We start from the raw sequence: 19782 nt of genomic DNA, 5'->3' as shown, positions 1-19782 counted from the left end.
ATTAAAAGAGCCAAGAAAACTTGACTCTTTTATGTTACGGAGAAATATTATCTTCCTGATTTAATTTGTTGCTTGTTTGTTGCTTAATTTGTGCTTTCTTTTTGATAGCGCCAGAGTTAGTTCGCGCATGTGAATATAACTCATCATCATTTCTTTGACTGGCTTGAGCTTTTTTCTCATGCACTTCTTTAGCTTTTTTAGCAATTCTAATTTTAATTAAAATTATAATTAGGACTAAAGCGATAATTGCTGCAACAGATACTCCCAGACCAATACGGTGCATTAAGTGTTTTAAGTGCTCAAGGTTATTTCCGAAAAAGTAACCTAATCCCACCCATACAGGTACGGAGATAATGCAAGCAAAAAAGTCGATTAAGAAAAACTTGTGATATGTAACTTTTCTTGTGATTCCTGAGAAAAGATAAATAGCTGCTCTTAAGCCCGGTAAGAAACGAGCAACAAAAAGAAACATGGTCGAGTTATCTTGGAAACGAGCACGAATTGATTTAATTCTTTTTGCTGTTAGGATTTTACGAAGAAACTTCACACGTAAAAGTTTTACTCCGTAAATGTACCCCAAGAAGTACATAATAGAGTCACCTATTAGAACTCCAGCCATACAAACTAGGAAAATGCCAGGACCATGTGCATAGCCTTGACTTGCTAAAATTCCAGCCGTTACTAATGTAATATCTTCTGGAATTGGCACTCCTAAACCACTAATTAAGAGAACAGTAAATACTAGAACATAGGAAATAATGTTCCCATATTCAGAAAAATGTTCGAATAAATTAATTAGGCTATCCATGAAATATTAAACCCCTTAGATTAATACAATTACTTGTATTGTTAATTAGCTAACTGATTCTGTCAGCAGCTTCCCAGCTGTTGTGAAAGAGTTGCTGTATAAAAGGACAGCTTTGTTAAGGGATACAGGTTTGCCCTTTATCCCCAATGCTCTATTATACACTATTAATCTTTATAAATCTAAAGAGATTTCTTATTTCTTGTCTTTATCTTGCTCTTGCGTTGACTTTTTAAATTCTTCTTGGGCTTGCTTTTCTAACTTTTTCTTTAGTTTCTCTTGTTCTTTATCTTCTTTATCTTTAGCCTGATTTCCCGAAAACTCATCTTCGGCTTGAGAAAGCTGTTTAATCATTTTATATACTTCGGCATGTTTAACCGCTGGTAATTTATTAAAACGATTTAAAAGTACAGCCAAACCATAATAAGTCATATTTAAACCTATATTAGGATCTTCTCTTTCTGCTCCAACTAAATCGAGTAAAGTGTAATATAAAATTGATTGTTCTTGTTTAATAGGAAAAAGAGCATAGAGACCAATAGAATAGAGGCATAAACTGGTGAGTAAAATAAAAAAGATACTATAAACAATAAGAATATTTTGGCTAACATAACCAAAACGGTAATAGTAAAGTAAATTAAGGACAAGGATAATAATTATGCCTATCTTCCACATATTTAACATCCTACTATAGTTAAAGCGGAAGATAAACAGTTTTTCATACTTCTCACTGTGGTATACTTTTCCTAAGAAAATCATTAGAAAACCGTAAAAAATGTAAGTAAATACAGAATAAGATCTTCCTTGCATGTGAATCCTTATTATTTGTCTCTAATAATCTTTTATTATAATATAAATTATTTGAAGTTTTGTGTAAGAAGGGGTTATTTGTGGTAAAATAAAGACCGCTGACTTAAACTAGGCTTCTAAGTTGGCATAGTTTTTTTATTACATTTTTGCCGATAAAACTTATGGATAATTCATATATTTTAATTACAAAACCTGCGGTAAACCAATTTGCAGGTCTTTTAGAAAGTCACGAACCAGGTACTGGAATTCGTATTTTTGTGGTTCACCCTGGTTCATATAATGCCGAATGTGGAGTTTCTTTTTGCCCTCCAGATAATATTGAAGAAGTAGATCACGTAATTGATTATGATGCTTTTAAAGTATACGTTGACCCTATTTCATGGCCTTTTTTAAACGAAGCTGAAATTGACTTTGTTACCGAAGGTTTAGAGTCACAATTAACAATTAAAGCACCTAATGCAAAAATGAAGCGTCCAGAAGATGATGCTCCATTAATCGACCGTGTAGACTACTACATTGAAACGATTATTAATCCGCAATTACGTAATCACGGTGGTCGTATTACTTTAATTGAAATTAAAGACGGCATCTGCGTAATTCAGTTTGGCGGTGGTTGTAATGGTTGCTCAATGGTTGATGTTACTTTAAAACAAGGTATTGAAGGTCAACTTCTCGAACAATTCCCTGATGAAATCAAAGGGGTAAGAGATGTAACCGAACACCAAACTGGTGATCACTCTTACTATAAATAATATTTAGAGACGTCGTCTCGCCAGTACTTAAGTACTGTGGTAACTAACCCAAGAGAGAATTATTCTTTTACACAGCAAAAGAGTAATTCTTTCTTTTGTTCAAAAAGTGAAACTGTGTAGTCTATGCTGAGTATTGAAAATCGTATAGCTCTAGAATTAGAGGTAAACCCTCATCAAATAGAAGCTGCTATAAAACTTTTAAATGAAGGGGCAACTATTCCTTTTATTGCTCGTTATCGTAAAGAAGAAACTGACGGACTTACGGACGAACAATTACGTGAGTTTCAGGTTCGTTATAACTACTTAACCGAGCTAGAAGAGAGAAAGAAAAGTATTTTATCTTCAATTAGTGAACAAGGTAAATTAACCCCTGAACTTGAAGAGCAAATTAATGCTTGTTTAGTGAAAGCAGATTTAGAGTATTTATATATTCCTTATCGTCCTAAACGTAAAAGTAAAGCAACTAAAGCCCGTGAAGCAGGTCTTGAGCCTTTAGCTTTAGAGCTGTGGGAAAGTAAAGATGTAAATCTAGACCTAGACCAGGCTTGTGCTCCTTATTTAAATGAAGAGTATAATACGACCAAAGCGGCATTAGACGGAGCTCTTTTAATCCTCGTTGATAATTTTGCGGACAAGCCAGAGCTTTTAGCCGAATTAAAATCTTACCTTAATGCAGTAGCAACTATTGAAGCTAGAGTAGTTGAAGGTAAAGAAAAAGAAGGTGATAAATTCAAGGATTACTTTAACTATAGTGAAACCCTTTGTGATATTAAGAGTCACCGTTTTCTTGCTTTATGGCGAGGCAGAGCTGAAGGGGTTTTAATTCTCCATTTAAATCCTAATCCTGCAAATATTCCTGTTAATCCAGTTGACCAAATTATCGAACGTCATGCTACTAAGGATCTAGGTATTGATCTAGTACCTAATACGCCTTTAAACTCATGGCGTCGTCAGGCTTTAAGCTGGACTTGGAAAGTAAAATTAAGTTCAATTCTTGAAACAGAATTACTTAATGCTCGTCACGAGTTAGCTGAGCCAGATGCTTATAACTCTTTTGCTCATAACCTCAAGTCGTTACTGCTTAAATCTCCAGTTAAGGCACAAAATATTCTTGGTTTAGACCCAGGGATTAGAACAGGGGTTAAATTTGCCACCATAGATGCTCAAAGTAAACTCCTTGACCACGGGGTATTACATTTAATTGAAAATAAAGCTCTAGCAACGCGTAATCTTCTCGAGCAAGTTGCAAAACACCAAGTAACTTTAGTAGTTGTAGGTAATGGTACTGCTTGCCGTGAAACCTTAGAGTTTGTAGAAAAAACTTTTAAAGAGCACCAAATTAAAAATGTGCATACTTTAGTAGTAAATGAAGCTGGTGCTTCTGTTTACTCGGCTTCGGAATTAGCAATTAGTGAATTCCCTGATCTAGATGTTAGTATTCGTGGAGCTGTATCTATAGCTCGTCGTGCTCTTGATCCTTTAGCTGAGTTAGTTAAAATTGATCCTAAATCAATTGGCGTAGGTCAATATCAACATGACCTTAATAGTAAAGAGCTAACTAATCAATTAGAAGCAACGATTGAAGACTGTGTAAACTATGTTGGGGTTAACCTAAACACAGCTTCTGAGTACTTACTACGTAAAATCTCAGGGCTTAATAAGATTACTGCAGGTAATATTGTTAAATACCGTGATGAAAATGGCTTATTTAAGTCTCGTAATGAGTTATTAAAAGTAACACGTTTAGGACCAAAAGCTTTTGAGCAATGTGCGGGCTTTTTACGCGTAGTAGGTCAAGATACTAATGTTTTAGATAACTCGGCAGTGCACCCTGAAGCTTACGGGGTAGTTGAAGCTATGGCTGCGGACCTCGGCATAGATGTAGCGCATCTGGTAGGCAACAAAGAATACTTAGCTCAAATTGAACCTGCTAAGTATGTAACCAAAAAGTTTGGTTTACCGACCATTCAAGATATTATTAAAGAGTTAGAAAAACCTGGACGTGATCCACGTGGGGTATATGAGCCAATTAAATATAAAGAAGGTATAGATAGCATTAAACAACTTGAAGTTGGCATGCTAATGAATGGTTTAGTAACTAATGTGACTGACTTTGGTGCCTTTGTTGATATTGGTGTGCATACAGATGGGTTAGTGCATATTTCTCGCATGAGTGCTAAGTTCATTTCTGACCCTTATAGCTTCTTAAAATCAGGTGAGCAAATTCAGGTACAAGTTTACGAGGTGGATGTTCCACGTAATCGTATTGAGTTAACCATGCTTTTTGAAGGGCAAACTAAAGTAGCTCCAAAAGAGCGAGTTTCTAAAGTACGTGATGCCGAAGAAGCAAAACGCTTACAAGAAGTGGCACAAGAACAAAAAGCTTATGTTGAACTTGCCAAAGAAGCAGGCATTGCCGTAGATCCGAGCTTAACTCGTGTATATAGCCGTAGTTTACGTCAAGCTCCTAGGGGCAAAGCTCAAGCTCAGAAAGGCAAGGCTCAAGCTCCTCAAGCAAGAAGCAAAGCTAAAGGGAAAAAAGCAGAGAATAAAAACTCAGCATTTAATAAACTCCAAGCTTTAGCAAATAAATTTAAAAAATATTAAACAAAAAAAGAGAGTTCAGATTTGAATCTGAACTCCTTTTTTTTTATCTTTCGTATTCTTCAAGACCGTCTTTATTCACTTGACGTACTAACATATCTTCTTTAGTTAGACCTACATCATAAGAAATAGCAACCGCTACGAATACTGATGAGTAGGTACCGATAATAATACCGATAGTTAAACAGAGTGAGAAGATGTATAGTGAGCTACCACCAAAGAATAAAAGAATAACTACAGAAACTAAAGTAGTTACTGAGGTCATAATTGTACGGTTTAAGGTTTCGGTTAAGGAAATATCAATACACTCTTGTACCGAAATACGGTGCATTTTACGGATATTTTCCCTCATACGGTCATATACAACGATGGTATCGTTAATTGAATAACCTACTACCGAAAGAATAGCTGCCACAAAGTTTAAGTCAATGTCAATTTGGAACATTGAGAAAATACCTATTACGGCAATAACGTCGTGGACAAGTGAAGCTACCGCTCCTAGAGATAAACGCCATTGGAAACGGAAGGAAATGTACAAGAGCATCATGATGATTGTACATAACATGGACATTACCGAAGCGTAGATTAAGTCAGAACCTGCTTTAGGACCAACGAACTCAGCTGAAGTAATGCGAGCTTCTGGGTCTACTTTTTCTTGTAATAGTTTTTCTAACTCTTGTGTAGTTGTACTAGTTACAAGTTTTGCAGGAATACGGATAGTTGTTTCTCTTGCCCCAGTAGATGTTACTTCAATACCTGGATAGGTTTCACTTAAAATAGCATTAATATCTGGACCAGTTACAGCTCTAGAATAAGAAACTTCTGCTACAGTACCACCTGTATAGTCTAGACCTAGGTTTAGACCACGAACAAAGAACGAAATAATACAAGCGATCATTAGAACTGCTGAGAAAATATAGCAGTATTTACGTTCTTTTAAAAAGTGGATAATAGGACGAGCTAAAACTACGCCGTTTTCTGTAACATAAGCTTTTTTACTAAATCTGTTCGGATACGGAGTATCTACTCCACGTGTATAATTTTCTACATGTTTGCTCATTATGGTTCACCCTCTCCTAAATATGAAGTTTGGTTGCTTTGCGCGAACCATAAACCATGTTGAAGATCATTCTACTTGCAACTATAGCTGTAAACATTGAGATTAATACCCCTAGAGCTAAAGTAATAGCAAATCCTTTAATTGGACCTGTACCAAAGACAAAGAGGATTAACGCTGTAAGGATCGAGGTAATGTTAGCATCAAAAATTGATGTCCAAGCGCCTCGGTAACCTTCGGCCATAGCTGCTTGTGGTGAGCGTCCAATCCGGAGCTCATCAATAATCCGCGAGTAGATAAGTACGTTGGCGTCGATGGACATACCAATGGTTAGTACTATACCTGCTATACCAGGCATGGTTAGAGTTGTACCTGGGAGTATTGATAAGGCTGCTATTAGTAAAACAACGTTGAAAATTAGTACAAATCCAGCAATAAATCCAAAGAAGCGGTAAACAAGAGTCATGATAAGAATAGTACAAATAAGAGCACTAATACTTGCAAAAAGACCTTGTTCAATGTTTGCTGCCCCTAATGAAGGACCTATTACTTTTTCAGAAATAATTTGAATTGGAGCTACAAGAGCACCAGAACGAAGAACTAGGGCAAGGTTGTTAGCTTCAGCCATTGAAGATAGACCTGTAATCACAAAGCTAGCTCCAAGACGTGCTTGAATTGTTGCTACGTTTGCTACTTCATCCACTTTACGGAGAATAGGTTTACCTTCGGCATCACGACGCCCAGTATCTTTATACTCAGAGTAAACGGTTGCCATAGGACGACCAATGGCAGTTTTAGTTGCTTCAGAGATTAATCTTGCCCCTTCTGAGTCAAGACGAATACTTACTTGCGGACCACCATTTTCGGCACGACCTGCTGAAGCGTCTGTAATATTTTGCCCTGAGATAATATCGTTACGATATAACGCATATTTTTGTCCTGCTGCATTAGAAACAACCATAGTATCCACTGGGATGAGGTTAGCTGCAATTTGTTGTTGCGTTACATTAGTGTTAACGAGGTTAAAACTTAAAGTTGCTGTTGCCCCGATAATTTCCTTAGCACGAGCAACATCGTGAATCCCTGGTAATTCAACGATAATATTAGTGTCACCTTGACGTTGGATAACTGGCTCAGCTACCCCGATTTCTGTAACACGGTTACGAAGAATTAAGAGAGATTGTTCAACCGCATAGTTAACGGTTTGATCATATTTTTGGCTTGTATAAGTAACGAATACATTTAACCCTTGGGTTTGAGTTTGTACTTCGGTACCCATACCAGAAGAACCGTGCAGATAGCTATTTAAAGCACGAACAGCGTCAGTACTACTTGCAGCAATTTCAATTTGCTTTCTATCACTGTTGTAAGTAACTGAGTTTAAAGAAATGCCTTGTTGACGCGCTTGATCACGAATAAATTTAGCTAAGCTATCGTAGTTACGGTCTAAAAGAGTGTTAATGTCAACTTCCATTAAAAAGCGTACACCACCACGAAGGTCTAGACCTAGTTTCATTGGTTGTGCACCAATAGTTGTTAACCAAGCTGGTGTAGCTGGAGTATAGCTAAGAGCAGTTGTATAGTTATCACCTAATGAACTGTCTAATACTTGTGCTGCTTTTTGTTGATCATCATCACTTTCAAATACCAGGTTAACCTTACCGTCTTTAAAAGTAGACTTAGAAATAGTAATTCCTGCTTGCTCTACTCTTTGTTGAATCTGGTTGTAAGCTGCTAACTCAATTTCACGTCCTCTACTTCCGGCAATTTGTAAGGAAGGTTTTTCAGGGAAAAGGTTAGGTAAAGCATAGATACAACCGACAATGATTGTAAAAACGATTAAAAGGTTTTTCCATAAGGGATAATGGTTTTGCACTTTTTCTTACCTTTTATCTAAATGCAAGGGGTAATTATAAAATTACCCCTACAACTGAATGATTATTTTTTCTCACCTTCTACAGCTTCGCTTTCGCCTTTAGAAGCTTTTTTAGAAGCTTTATTATCGTTAACGATAGATTCAATTGTACCGTTAGGTAATACTTGTACCACAAAACCACGTTTAGTTGTAATGATTACACCTTTAGCAATTTCAACTTGTACTAAGTCGTCTTCTACACGTAATTTAGTAATAGTACCTAATAAACCACCGTTTAATAATACTTCGCTACCAACTTCTAAAGATTCTAAAAGTTTTTTGTATTCTGCTTGACGTTTTTTGTTTGGTCTCCATTGGAAAAAGTAAATGAAAGCAAACATAATAACGATTAAAACAATTAAGAATACAGGGCTTTGTTGCTGTTGAGCATCTAAAAATAAGTTCATGAAAACTCCAATAGTTATAGTAGTAAAAAAAAATTATTCGATACGATCTGCTTTATCCACAAATGCGTAACGATTGTCAGAAAACTCTCCTAATGCTGGTACTTCTTGACCTAAGTCAGCATAGAATTTTTCTACAAATTCATCAAATTTTCCTGCATCGAGAGCATCACGCATACGTTGCATAAGTTTTTGATAGAAACGTAGATTGTGGAAAGTATTTAAACGCGCACCTAAGATTTCTCCACACTTATCTAAGTGATGTAAATAAGCTCGGGTGTAATTTTTACAAGTGTAACAGTCACAACCTTCTTCAATAGGAGAGAAATCTTCTTTGTATTTTGCATTACGAATACGTACGTTACCTGTAAAAGTAAATAAGTGACCATTACGGGCATTACGCGTTGGCATAACACAGTCAAACATATCTACGCCACGACGTACGCATTCAACTAAATCTTCTGGTTTACCTACACCCATCAGATAACGTGGTTTGTTATCTGGAATTAATGGGGTAATAAACTCTAGAGTTTTATGCATTTCTTCTTTAGGCTCACCTACAGCTAAACCACCTATAGCATAGCCATCAAAACCTATGTCAGTTAAGCCAGCCAGACTAGCTTTACGTAGGTCATTGTAAGTACCACCTTGGATAATACCAAATAACGCATTAGTATTACCTAACTCATCAAAACGATCACGACAACGTTTAGCCCAACGTAAAGATAAGTTCATTGAGTTTAAAGTATAGTCATAAGTAGAAGGATAAGGAGCACACTCATCAAAGATCATTACGATATCTGAATTAAGAGCATGTTGTACGTCCATTGAAATTTCAGGACTTAGGAAAACATTAGATCCATCTACAGGAGATCTAAAGTATACACCTTCTTCTTTGATTTTACGTATATCGCCTAAACTAAATACTTGGAAGCCACCTGAGTCAGTTAGAATAGGTTTGTTCCATTGCATAAAGTTGTGTAAGCCACCAGCTTTACGCATAATTTCCATTCCAGGTCTTAACCATAAGTGGAAAGTATTACCTAGAATAATTTCAGCGCCAATTTGCTCAACTTCTTCAGGAGTCATGGATTTAACTGTACCATAAGTACCTACAGGCATAAACGCAGGAGTTTGAATTGTAAACTCACTTCCGTCAGCTCTATGAATAGTTATTTCTCCACGTCGAGCATATCCTTGTTGCTTAAACTTTTTAAAAGATAACATAGGTTAATGTAGAAAATATTAGCTTCGAGCTTATTTAAAGTCTCGAATTTTATCTTAAGAGAAATTATTTACAGTGATGTTTTCACAAACTTAAATTATACCATTTTTTAGCCTTAATTTAGTAGAAATTTTATAAAAACTCTACATCATCATTGAGGCGTAAATTTGGCATAAAACAAGAGTCCCCATAACTATAAAAACGATATTTTTGGGCAATTGCATGGTGGTAGGCTTTAAGACAATAATCAAAACCTATAAAGCCAGCAACCAGCATAATTAAGGTTGATTTAGGTAAGTGGAAATTTGTCACTATATAATCAACTAAGTGAACTCTATGCCCAGGGTGAATAAAAATTTCAGTGTTACCTGTATAAGGCACAAGCGGAATTTGGCTTCCCATTTCTAACTTAGTGTTTAAGTAATGGTTAGTAAAGCTATAATCCTTTTGTTCTTGATCGCTAGCTAGAGTTTGGATAAACTCTAGAGTTTGTTGTTCTGCATTAGCAAACTTATCTGCTTGCTCGGCAAGTTTAAGCAGTAATTTCCAGCTTTGAGCTAAAAAGTGTTGCTTGTTTGCCTCGCCCAGTTTTAAGCTGGCAAAGAGTTGTTTGGTGCAAAGAAAATCGCTTAGATTAGCTAAAACAAGTTGCTCTTGATGACTCAGATTTAGTTTAAGCTGATTAGCGGCTAAAATCAGAGCATTAAGTTTTGCTTGCGGAACTTTATCGAGTAGATCACGATAAATTAATGCCTCACGTTTGGCAAGAAGGCTAGGGTCACCAAGTTGGTCGAGGTATTTATTAATGCTGTATTGCACCATGGTTTCTAGCGAACGTACTGAAGTAGTACCTACGGCAACAATTTTTCTCCCTTGAATTTTGGCAAGGTTAAGTTTTTCTGCTACTTCAGGAGAAATTTCAATCCACTCGGCATGCATTTGGTGTTCTTGTAAAGAGTCAACTTTTATTGGCATAAAAGTTCCTGCTCCTACATGCAGAGTTACTTCTAGAATTTCTACGCCTTTGGCTTTTAATTGCTCAATCAGAGCGTCAGTAAAGTGTAAGCCTGCAGTTGGAGCAGCTACCGCACCTGGAATTTTTGCATATACCGTTTGATAACGTTCATTATCTGACTCTTGATCTTGACGCTCCATATAAGGAGGCAGAGGCATATGCCCAATTTCTTGTAAAGAGTTAAGAATAGTTTCTTGATTTAGAGCTTGGAGGCAAAATAAACTATGCGAACGCCCAGTGCACATTACCACATGGGTATTAGTTTGAGCTAAAAGTTGTTGAATTTGGCTTTTAAATTGACTGATAGCCAATTCATTGCCTAACTCTTGAGCTTGATTAAGTTTTACTGCTAATTGCTCTACTTGAGCTAAAGCTTGAGGGCTAATTTGTGCTTGCCCCGCTTTATCTTCGCCGATAACAAGAATTTGTCCAGGTTTAGGGCTACGGTTTGCTCGTACATGAGCTAAAAATTCATGGCTTCCTGTAATACGTTCTACCAGAATTTCTATTTTTGCTCCCGAAGGCTTGCGTCCATAACAGCGAGCAGGAATAACTCGCGTATTATTACGTACTAGTACTGAGTTTGCAGGAATTAGTTCGACTATATCGGTAAACTTACGATCTTCAACTGATTTTAATAAATCACCTTTAAAATAAAGTAAACGCGAGTCTTCACGATTTGGCGTAGGAAAACGAGCAATTAACTCATCAGGTAAATTAAAGTCGTAATCTTTTACTTCATAATGCATAATTCTGTCCAAAAAAACACAGTTGAAAAAACTCAACTGTGTCCTTTAAATAATATATAGTTATTAGGAAATTTTTAAAGATAAAAATGATCTTACGGGATCAAATCTTTAGTTATCTTGGTTTTGTTTTAATTTAGCAAAGGCAGCAAATTCTTCGGCATACTCATCTAAATCTTTACGAGTTAGAGAGAATACACCGTGGCCACCATTTTTTAAATTAAGCCAATTAAATGGCACATTTGGTAAATGTTCTTCAAGGGCATAACGACTATTGCCTACTTCAACAACTAATACCCCATTGTCATTTAGATGTTTTGCTGATTCATTTAAAATGCGTGCGGTAATATCTAAACCGTCACTACCCGAACCTAAAGAAATACTAGGTTCATGTTTAAACTCTTCAGGCATGTTAGCTAAATCATCTGAGTCTACATATGGAGGATTAGAAACAATTAAATCGTATTTAATCCCTTCTGGTAAAGAAGTATATAAGTCAGACTCAATAAATGCCATACGATCAGAAAGCAAGTGATCGTTAGCTAACTCTAAGTTAATGTTAGCTACATCTATAGCGTCTGGAGAAATATCAATACCGTCAACTTGCGCATCTGGGAAGCGTTGCGCTAAAGCTAAAGCTAGAACTCCCGAACCTGTACATAAGTCAAGAATAGTTGCAGGAGAAGATTGCATGATATCCTTGAAGCCGTCTTCGATTAGCTCACCAATTGGAGAACGTGGAATAATTACACGCTCATCAACATAGTATTCGCGATTTAAGAAACGTGAAGTATTAATTAAGTAAGCTAAAGGAATACGCTCGTGTACACGAGCAAAAAGCAAGTCAAGAATACGATTTTTTTCTGACTCAGTTAAGCGTGCGCTTAATAAATAATCTTGATCGGTAGTGTATGGGAGAGACACAACATGGAAAACTAAAGTACGTGCTTCGTCCCATGCATTGTCATAACCATGACCAAAGAATACATCAGCCTGGTTTAAGTAGCTATAAGTCCAACGAATAAAATCGTTGATAGTTTCTAAGCTACAAATAGCATCTGTACGAAAATCATAATGCTCTAGAGATTGATGTTCTACAGCAGCCTGGTGATTTTCATAATGAGATTCTTTCATATTATATTAATCTTGAGTAATCTGTTAAAAAGGGAATTACAGTTAGTATAATTATAGCGGAAATTGAGAAAAAATAAAAACATTAATTATAACTCAATTACACTTGGTATATAATAGGGATAAGTTTAATAAACTTTTAAGGTATTTTATTTATGAGCGAATCAATTTTTACAAAAATTATTAATCGTCAAATCCCTGCTAATATTGTTTACGAGGATGACTTAGTAATTGCTTTTAGTGATATTAATCCCCAAGCAAAATACCACTTTTTAATTGTGCCTAAAAAAGAAATTGCTACCGTAAATGATGTAACTGAAGCCGATGAACCAGCTTTAGGTCGTTTATTTACCGTAGCTCGTCATCTAGCTCGTGAATATGGTATTGATACATCAGGTTACCGTTTAACGGTAAATACCAATAGCGACGCTGGACAAGAAGTATTTCACATTCACATGCACTTACTCGGGGGAAATAAATTAGGCTCGATGGTTTAATTTATTTTTCGCAAAAAGCTCTCAGATTTACTGGGAGTTTTTTTATTTTTTTGTGATATACTTATCTAAGTTTTTAATATTAATAATTCTCATTTAGATCAAATTCGATATGCTAAAACCTGAGTCAAATCGAGTTGGATTAAAAATTTTAGCTTTAATAGTGGTAATTCTTGCCCATGTGGGAATTGTTTTTGCTTTATTAGGTTCGAACACTAAATTAGTTACTCTCTCTTCGGACACCTACTTAGATCAAACAGCAGGTCAATTTACGCCAACAAGTCAAATTGAGTTTTTTGAGGTAGCAGATATCCCTGCACCTAAACCAGTTGAACAGCCTATAGCGGTTGAAAGTGAAGAAAAACCTGATGTAAATCCAGTAGAGCCTGAACCCAAGCCAGAGCCACCTAAACCCGAACCTAAACCTAAACCAACTCCGCAACCTAAGCCTACTCCTCAACGTCAAGCTCAACCTAAAACTGAGCAAAAACCTGCAACTCCTGCAAAAACAAACGAACAAGGAAGACAGGCGAGTGGTACCGAAGGTTCAGGAAAGGATGCCGTAACTAGTGCAAACCACTTAGGGGGATATTTAAATAATCCTAAACCTAATTACCCATTCCAATCACTCGAACGTGGTGAACAAGGAACTGTAGTTTTAAGTGTGGTAGTAGAAGCAAACGGAAAACCTTCGCGAGTAACAGTTAAAGTTTCTTCAGGTTATCCCCGTTTAGACCGTGCTGCCTTAAATACAGTAAGAGACTACTATACTTTTGTTCCTGCAACTAGAGGCGGAGTTCCTGTTCAATCTACATACGAGTTTGCCATAGAGTTTAATATCTCCAATAGATAAGCTAATTAATATTTAATCACTCTATAAATTATGTCTACACTATTTTCAAACATCTTATTTTTAACTGGGGGCGTTACAAACGAGGTAGTGTCTACTCCAGCAACTGAACAAGCAACCTCTTCACAAACAGATTTAGGAATTTTACATTTAATTCTTAATGAAGGGGATTTAGTTTTAAAATTAACCTTTTTAGTTTTAGTTCTTATGAGTATTTATAGTTGGACGGTTATTATTTATCGTGCCATTATGACTTACTTAGTAACTAAAAAAGGTAATAAGCATTTAAAACTATTAAATTCAAAAGAATATCCAACCTACGAATCAGCTTATGAGGCTATGGAAGGAAATTCACCAATTAAAGAATTAGTTGGTACAGCTTTAAAATCAAAAGAAGAATACAAACATGCCGAAGGTGCTATGGCAGCTTCAGTAAACTATTCAGAATACTTACAACGTAATATTCGTTATGGTTTAGAAAAAACTGCTAACTCTCAAGATGGTGGTTTATCTGTATTAGCAACCATAGGGGCTACAGCTCCATTTATTGGATTATTTGGTACAGTTTGGGGTATTTACCGTGCTTTAATTTCAATTACAGCAACAGGTAATGCTAATATTGCTACCATTGCAGGTCCAATTGGGGAAGTGTTAATAGCTACAGCCTTTGGTCTTTTTGTCGCTATTCCTGCCGTACTATGTTATAACGTATTTATTCGTCGTAATCGTTTATTTAGTCGCAAGTTAGATGGTTTTGCCCACGATTTATATAATTCTTTTGTGACTAAGTCTGATAAATAAAATTTGAGGGGATACAAATGGCTTTTGGTGGTTTTAATTCCCAAGATGAAGAAATGTCAGAAATTAATATAACCCCATTAGTGGATGTAATGCTAGTATTGCTCATAGTTTTTATGTTAGCTATGCCAGTATTTACTTCTTCGGTTAATATTAATTTACCTAAATCTTCACAACAACGCATGATTGAAGCTCCTGAAATAGTTTCTTTAGTAGTAGACCAACAAGGTACTTATTACTATAAAGATCAAGCTATGAGCAACGAAGAATTAAAAAATATTCTTAGTCAAGAGTTTCAGAAAAACCCTGATCTAGTGGTTACTATTCGTGCCGATCAAGATGCAAGCTATAAGTTTGTGATTAGCCTCTTAGATGTGGTTAGATCTGCAGGAATTAGCAAAATAGGTTTTGTTTCAGAACCTGAAAGAATTAACTAAGAAAAAAGTCCGTTCGCTAGGGAACGGACTTTTTTATTTAACTTTTTTTGCTAGAAGTTTTTGTTTTAGCTTTAGCTGTTGCTTTAGCTTTAGCTTTAGCTTTAGTTGTCTTTTTCGCTGTAGCTTTAGCTTTGCTTGCCGTAGCTTTTTCTTTGCTAGCTTCGGCAGCCAATGGCGTAGTTTCTACCCATTGATTATCTATATAGTCTAGACGCAGTTTAGTGTATTTTTCTGTTTCAGGATCTATCGAACCTATATATTGTACTTTTTCTTTAGTAGAATAACGTACTACAGTTTGATTACCAGCTTGATCTTGTGTTGGTGCCTCAGCAAGATAGTGTAATTCTTCTGGCAGACGATCACGATACTGAGCGAGAATAGACACTGGAGCTAACATGGTTTCACGACAACGTGGGAAGTTATTTGCCCCTAAGAAAATGCCCTTAGCTGAATTACGTAAAACAAAATATGAGGTTCCGTTTTTACATTTTACTTCAGGGAATTCAATAGCTTCTTGTTTTGGTGGAGCAACTTCTCCACTAGGTAATACCCGACGAGTGTTACCACAGTTATTACAAAGAAGATACTTACCAAAAGGACCAAATTTAAGTTGCATGGTTTCCCCACATTTATCACATGGGAAGTTAGCTAGAGTTTGACCTGCAACAAAATCACCTTTTTCTACTTTTGTATAATCACAAGTAGGAACATTAGAGCAAATGTAAATTTTGGTATTAGCGTCAATGAAAAACTCATCGAGTCTTGAGTTACATTTTGGACAGTATTTTACTTCTTGTTTAGCTGCTTCTTCGGCACCAAGAAGGTCTTCTGCTTTAAGTAAAGTTACTGAAGCTTTACACTTATCACCTTCTTTACTATCGTAACCAGCACAACTTAAGAAAGTACCTGTTTTAGAAAACTGCAGTGCCATTTTATGGTGTCGACAAGTTGGACATTCATAGTCAGTTGGCACTTGTTTTTTCTCAGGCATGCCTCCTTGTTCAGCAGGAAGCGAAGCTTGAATGAGCTTAAGTTGGAATTTTTTCCAGAACTCATCAAGTTCTTGCGTCCACTCTTTTTCTCCATTAGCTATGTCATCTAGAGACTTTTCCATTTGGGCTGTAAAGTCGTAATCCATAATGTCAGGGAAGCTTACTTCTAAGCTATCGGTTACGATTTCAGCAATTTTTTGCACCATGAACTTTTTGTTCTCGAGAGTTACATAGCCTCTTTCTTGGATAGTGGAAATAATGCTTGCATAAGTAGAAGGACGTCCAATTGAACGTTTTTCAAGTTCTTTAACCAAAGAAGCTTCGGTATAGCGATTAGGTGGCGAAGTAAAGTTTTGTTCGCACTTAACCTTATCTAAGCTCAGTTCTTGTCCTTTAGTAAAGCCAGCGGTAATGTCCACTAAAGTATCGGCATTACGACCAAAAGCTTTTTGGAAACCAGCAAATTTTAATAAACTTGCTGAGAATTTTAAGGCGTATTTATTATCTACATCAAGGTTAATGCTTGTGCTTTGGAACACTGCATTGGTCATGAGAGATGAGAGAAACTGCTGTTTAATAAGGTTATAAAGTTTAGCTCCGCGTGAGGTAGCTGGTAATTGTAAGTCAAGATTAGTTGGACGAATTGCTTCGTGCGCCTCTTGCGAATTTTCATTACCAGAAGAGTAGTGACGATCGCCGTCCCAATACTCTTGCCCAAAGTTTTCGGTAATATAACCTTTAGCCATTTTACGAGCTTCTTGCGAAATATTTACCGAGTCAGTACGCATATAAGTAATATACCCAGATTCATATAAAAACTGCGCAATACTCATAGTAGTACGTACATCATAACCAAGAACTGTTGAAGCACGTTGTTGCAGGGTTGAAGTAGTAAATGGTGCTCGAGGCGAAGTAGTGGTGTCTTTTACTTCAATCGATTTAATTAAGGCCTTACCATTTTTAATATTTTTAACGTGCTGTTTTGCTTCTTTTTCGTTAGCAATATAAAATGGTGTTTTATCTGTAGGTGCAGTTAAACGTTTATCTTCAATTGCATTTAAGGCAAAGGTAAAGTCACCTGATTTAGCTTCAATGGTCCAGAACTCAGTTGGAATAAATTTACGAATTTCTCTTTCGCGTTCTACAGTGAGGCGGGTAGCAACCGATTGTACACGTCCTGCCGAAAGACCACGACCTGCTTTTTTAATAAGTAAAGGAGAAATTAAAAAACCTACAATACGGTCTAAATAACGACGTGTTTGCTGAGCATGAACACGATTCATATTTAGCTCGATAGGATTAGCAAAGGCCTTTTTGATTGCTGATTTAGTAATTTCATTAAAAATTACACGCTTGTAGACTTTACCAGGGCCAATCACTTCTTGTAAATGCCAAGCAATTGCCTCTCCTTCACGGTCCAAATCGGTAGCGAGGTAAATAGTATCACAAGTTTTTGCTACTTGTTTTAAATCAGTAACAACTTTACGTTTTTCTTCCATAATTTGGAAGTCACCGTCCCAGTTTACTGGGTTAATGCCCATTTTTAAAACGGCATTTTCAAGTTTAGTTGTTTCTGGAAGTTTAGTTCCTTTTTTAACTACAGGAGCAAAACTAGAGTTTGAGGGTATGTCACGAATGTGTCCTACCGATGACAGTACGATATAGTCATCGCTAAGATATTTTTTAATGGTTTTGATTTTATTTGGAGATTCTACAATTACAAGAGCTTTAGCCATTGGGATGAGCCTCTTTGAAAGCTAGAAAGCTTAATATAAATAACAAAGTAATCTTGGTTTGGGATTTTTCTTTTTTTCAATATATCACATAAAAAAGAATATAGTAAAGCAAATTTTTATCCAAGAGATGAATTTTGTTAAAATATGATGTATGATAAACTAGGTTAAACGCTTATAAAACCCTTAGTGATATCAAGTGTTTAATGGTATAATAATATATGACTAAAAATTTTTACAACTTTTATGCACAAAAATTGCAATAAGTTGTGTTTTGAAAAAATTAAGGTTTATTATGTCGGTTGAACGTCCAACAAACTTTATTTATAACATTATTGAGGAAGATTTAGCCTCAGGTAAATACCAAACAACTTATACTCGTTTTCCCCCAGAGCCAAACGGTTACCTTCATATAGGTCACGTAAAATCTATTTGTTTAAATTTTGGCATTAAAGAAGACTTTAATGGTAAATGTAACCTTCGTTTTGATGATACTAACCCAGTAAAAGAAAAGGTTGATTTTGTAAAATCAATTGAAGAAGATGTACGTTGGTTAGGTTTTGAATGGGACGGTAAAGTTCGTTATGCCTCAGATTATTTTGACGCTCTTTATGAATATGCAATTGAACTAATTAAAAAAGGTTTAGCATATGTAGACGAATTAAGTCCAGATCAAATTCGTCAATATCGTGGTGACTTAACTACACCTGGAACAAATTCACCTTATCGCGATCGTTCGGTAGAAGAAAACTTACGTCTCTTTGAAAAAATGAGAGCTGGTGGGTTTGCCGAAGGTTCAGCAAGTTTACGTGCAAAAATCGATATGGCATCACCATTTATGGTAATGCGTGATCCAGTTTTATATCGTATTAAGTTTGCTAGTCACCACCAAACAGGTGACAAGTGGTGCATTTATCCAATGTACGATTTTACCCACTGTATTTCCGATGCTTTAGAAGGCATTACCCATTCTCTTTGTACTTTAGAATTCCAAGATAACCGCCGTTTATACGATTGGGTTCTAGAAAACATTACAATTGACGGTACTCCACATCAATATGAGTTTGCCCGTTTAAATTTAGAATATGTTTTAACTTCTAAACGTAAATTAACGCAATTAGTTGAAGAAAAAATTGTAAACGGTTGGGATGATCCACGTATGCCAACTGTAGCAGGTTTAAGACGTAGAGGTTATACTCCTGCTTCATTACGTGAATTCTGTCGTCGTATTGGTGTTTCTAAACAAGATAACCTTGTAGAATACCAAGCTTTAGAAGCTTGTATTCGTGATGATTTAAATGAAAAAGCTCCACGTGCTATGGCTGTTATCGAGCCAATTAAATTAGTAATTACAAATTACGAAGGTAGCGAGCAATTATCTATTTCAAATCATCCACAAAATGAAAGTTATGGCCATCGTGAAGTAGAGTTTGGACCAGAACTTTACATTGAACGTAACGACTTTGCAATCACAACCGAAGACAAAGGGTTTAAACGTTTATTACATGGTGGAGAAGTACGTTTACGTGGTTCATACGTTATCAAAGCTGAAAGTTACGAAACTGACAGTGAGGGTAATGTAACTACAGTTTATGCTACTTATGATCCTGATACTTTAGGTAAAAAGCCAGAAGGTCGTAAAGTTAAAGGTGTTATCCATTGGGTGAATGCTAAAACAGCTAAACCAGCTGAGTTCCGTCATTATGATCACTTATTTACAAGTAAAACTCCAGGAGCTCATGATGTACATGAGATCTTAAACCCAAATAGTTTAATTGTACTTAATGGTTTTATTGAACCTGCACTGGATAATGCAAAAGTTGGAGACTCTTTCCAATTCGAGCGTAATGGTTATTACTGTAAAGATGAAGACTCTACAGCAGACAAAGCTGTATTCAACTTAACCGTAGAACTAAAAGCGAGAATTTAAGACCTCCTCGATTAGATAATAGAAGAAAAAGGGATGGTTTTTGCCATCCCTTTTCTTTTTCTTGGCTAAGGTTTTGTAGGTGGT

General features: G+C 36.1%; 16 protein-coding genes and 1 pseudogene. 7 read left to right on the top strand and 10 right to left on the bottom strand.

Annotated elements, in window-relative coordinates; translation table 11 throughout:
• Positions 1–34: 34 nt before the first annotated feature.
• Together CJP74_RS02395 and CJP74_RS02390 are read right to left on the bottom strand one after the other, a co-directional pair.
• The gene (locus CJP74_RS02395; RefSeq protein ID WP_119496685.1) at positions 35–808 is read right to left on the bottom strand and encodes a DedA family protein; all 774 of its coding nucleotides are present in this window, start codon (positions 806–808) and stop codon (positions 35–37) included.
• A 192-nt stretch (positions 809–1000) separates the two neighbouring features.
• Positions 1001–1615, bottom strand: a complete 615-nt coding sequence (locus CJP74_RS02390; RefSeq protein ID WP_147397044.1) for a hypothetical protein — start codon at positions 1613–1615, stop codon at positions 1001–1003.
• A gap of 161 nt (positions 1616–1776) precedes the next feature.
• Here CJP74_RS02390 and nfuA point away from each other — a divergent pair, with 161 nt between their 5' ends.
• Positions 1777–2367, top strand: coding sequence for a Fe-S biogenesis protein NfuA (gene nfuA / locus CJP74_RS02385; RefSeq protein ID WP_119496683.1), 591 nt, complete (start codon positions 1777–1779; stop codon positions 2365–2367).
• 123 nt (positions 2368–2490) lie between these two features.
• Positions 2491–4974, top strand: coding sequence for a Tex family protein (locus CJP74_RS02380; RefSeq protein WP_119496682.1), 2484 nt, complete (start codon positions 2491–2493; stop codon positions 4972–4974).
• 43 nt (positions 4975–5017) lie between these two features.
• Here CJP74_RS02380 and secF read toward each other — a convergent pair whose 3' ends face one another.
• The 7 genes and pseudogenes from secF to prmB form a co-directional block, all read right to left on the bottom strand.
• On the bottom strand, positions 5018–6031 hold the full coding sequence (gene secF / locus CJP74_RS02375; protein WP_119496681.1) for a protein translocase subunit SecF: 1014 nt from the start codon (positions 6029–6031) through the stop codon (positions 5018–5020).
• Between the two features lie 16 nt (positions 6032–6047).
• The gene (gene secD, locus CJP74_RS02370; protein ID WP_119496680.1) at positions 6048–7904 is read right to left on the bottom strand and encodes a protein translocase subunit SecD; all 1857 of its coding nucleotides are present in this window, start codon (positions 7902–7904) and stop codon (positions 6048–6050) included.
• A 62-nt stretch (positions 7905–7966) separates the two neighbouring features.
• Positions 7967–8350 carry a preprotein translocase subunit YajC gene (yajC, locus tag CJP74_RS02365; protein ID WP_119496679.1) on the bottom strand — a complete coding sequence of 128 codons (384 nt, stop codon included), beginning with the start codon at positions 8348–8350 and terminating at the stop codon, positions 7967–7969.
• A gap of 33 nt (positions 8351–8383) precedes the next feature.
• Entirely contained in the window at positions 8384–9574 is a 1191-nt protein-coding gene (gene tgt, locus CJP74_RS02360) for a tRNA guanosine(34) transglycosylase Tgt (protein ID WP_119496678.1), read from the bottom strand.
• 130 nt (positions 9575–9704) lie between these two features.
• Entirely contained in the window at positions 9705–9974 is a 270-nt protein-coding gene (locus CJP74_RS08310) for an S-adenosylmethionine:tRNA ribosyltransferase-isomerase (protein WP_345788749.1), read from the bottom strand.
• A gap of 420 nt (positions 9975–10394) precedes the next feature.
• Positions 10395–11336 (bottom strand): annotated as a pseudogene (locus CJP74_RS08305) (S-adenosylmethionine:tRNA ribosyltransferase-isomerase); the annotation flags it as partial.
• A 108-nt stretch (positions 11337–11444) separates the two neighbouring features.
• Positions 11445–12467 (bottom strand): 50S ribosomal protein L3 N(5)-glutamine methyltransferase, encoded by a 1023-nt coding sequence (gene prmB, locus CJP74_RS02350; protein ID WP_119496676.1) that lies wholly within the window; start codon positions 12465–12467, stop codon positions 11445–11447.
• Between the two features lie 152 nt (positions 12468–12619).
• Here prmB and CJP74_RS02345 point away from each other — a divergent pair, with 152 nt between their 5' ends.
• The 4 genes from CJP74_RS02345 (at position 12620) to CJP74_RS02330 (ending at position 15043) form a co-directional block, all read left to right on the top strand.
• The gene (locus CJP74_RS02345; protein ID WP_119496675.1) at positions 12620–12961 is read left to right on the top strand and encodes a histidine triad nucleotide-binding protein; all 342 of its coding nucleotides are present in this window, start codon (positions 12620–12622) and stop codon (positions 12959–12961) included.
• A 109-nt stretch (positions 12962–13070) separates the two neighbouring features.
• Positions 13071–13811 (top strand): energy transducer TonB, encoded by a 741-nt coding sequence (locus CJP74_RS02340; RefSeq protein ID WP_119496674.1) that lies wholly within the window; start codon positions 13071–13073, stop codon positions 13809–13811.
• A 30-nt stretch (positions 13812–13841) separates the two neighbouring features.
• Positions 13842–14609, top strand: coding sequence for a MotA/TolQ/ExbB proton channel family protein (locus CJP74_RS02335; RefSeq protein ID WP_119496673.1), 768 nt, complete (start codon positions 13842–13844; stop codon positions 14607–14609).
• A 17-nt stretch (positions 14610–14626) separates the two neighbouring features.
• Positions 14627–15043: an ExbD/TolR family protein gene (locus tag CJP74_RS02330; RefSeq protein ID WP_119496672.1), complete on the top strand. Its 417-nt coding sequence runs from the start codon at positions 14627–14629 to the stop codon at positions 15041–15043.
• Positions 15044–15080: 37 nt separating this feature from the next.
• On the opposite strand, the gene topA is transcribed toward CJP74_RS02330, so the two are convergent.
• Positions 15081–17771 carry a type I DNA topoisomerase gene (gene topA / locus CJP74_RS02325; RefSeq protein ID WP_119496671.1) on the bottom strand — a complete coding sequence of 897 codons (2691 nt, stop codon included), beginning with the start codon at positions 17769–17771 and terminating at the stop codon, positions 15081–15083.
• A gap of 292 nt (positions 17772–18063) precedes the next feature.
• On the opposite strand from topA, the gene glnS reads away from it, so the two are divergent.
• Complete coding sequence (glnS, locus tag CJP74_RS02320) at positions 18064–19698, top strand: glutamine--tRNA ligase (RefSeq protein WP_119496670.1); 1635 nt, start codon at positions 18064–18066, stop codon at positions 19696–19698.
• Positions 19699–19782 lie beyond the last annotated feature (84 nt).

Origin of the sequence: Psittacicella melopsittaci (assembly GCF_003585925.1) — a bacterium.
In the GTDB taxonomy this organism is placed as follows: Bacteria; Pseudomonadota; Gammaproteobacteria; order Enterobacterales; family Psittacicellaceae; genus Psittacicella; species Psittacicella melopsittaci.
Note: the sequence above shows the minus strand (reverse complement) of the source record. Positions and strands in the feature narration are given on the sequence as shown.

Coding starts and splice junctions, on each gene's coding strand:
- CJP74_RS02395 (WP_119496685.1), bottom strand. CDS start 808: ATGGATAGCCTAATTAATTTATTCGAACATTTTTCTGAATATGGGAAC.
- CJP74_RS02345 (WP_119496675.1), top strand. CDS start 12,620: ATGAGCGAATCAATTTTTACAAAAATTATTAATCGTCAAATCCCTGCT.
- tgt (WP_119496678.1), bottom strand. CDS start 9,574: ATGTTATCTTTTAAAAAGTTTAAGCAACAAGGATATGCTCGACGTGGA.
- CJP74_RS02330 (WP_119496672.1), top strand. CDS start 14,627: ATGGCTTTTGGTGGTTTTAATTCCCAAGATGAAGAAATGTCAGAAATT.
- prmB (WP_119496676.1), bottom strand. CDS start 12,467: ATGAAAGAATCTCATTATGAAAATCACCAGGCTGCTGTAGAACATCAA.
- CJP74_RS02340 (WP_119496674.1), top strand. CDS start 13,071: ATGCTAAAACCTGAGTCAAATCGAGTTGGATTAAAAATTTTAGCTTTA.
- yajC (WP_119496679.1), bottom strand. CDS start 8,350: ATGAACTTATTTTTAGATGCTCAACAGCAACAAAGCCCTGTATTCTTA.
- glnS (WP_119496670.1), top strand. CDS start 18,064: ATGTCGGTTGAACGTCCAACAAACTTTATTTATAACATTATTGAGGAA.
- CJP74_RS02380 (WP_119496682.1), top strand. CDS start 2,491: ATGCTGAGTATTGAAAATCGTATAGCTCTAGAATTAGAGGTAAACCCT.
- CJP74_RS08310 (WP_345788749.1), bottom strand. CDS start 9,974: ATGGGAAGCCAAATTCCGCTTGTGCCTTATACAGGTAACACTGAAATT.
- CJP74_RS02390 (WP_147397044.1), bottom strand. CDS start 1,615: ATGCAAGGAAGATCTTATTCTGTATTTACTTACATTTTTTACGGTTTT.
- nfuA (WP_119496683.1), top strand. CDS start 1,777: ATGGATAATTCATATATTTTAATTACAAAACCTGCGGTAAACCAATTT.
- CJP74_RS02335 (WP_119496673.1), top strand. CDS start 13,842: ATGTCTACACTATTTTCAAACATCTTATTTTTAACTGGGGGCGTTACA.
- secF (WP_119496681.1), bottom strand. CDS start 6,031: ATGAGCAAACATGTAGAAAATTATACACGTGGAGTAGATACTCCGTAT.
- topA (WP_119496671.1), bottom strand. CDS start 17,771: ATGGCTAAAGCTCTTGTAATTGTAGAATCTCCAAATAAAATCAAAACC.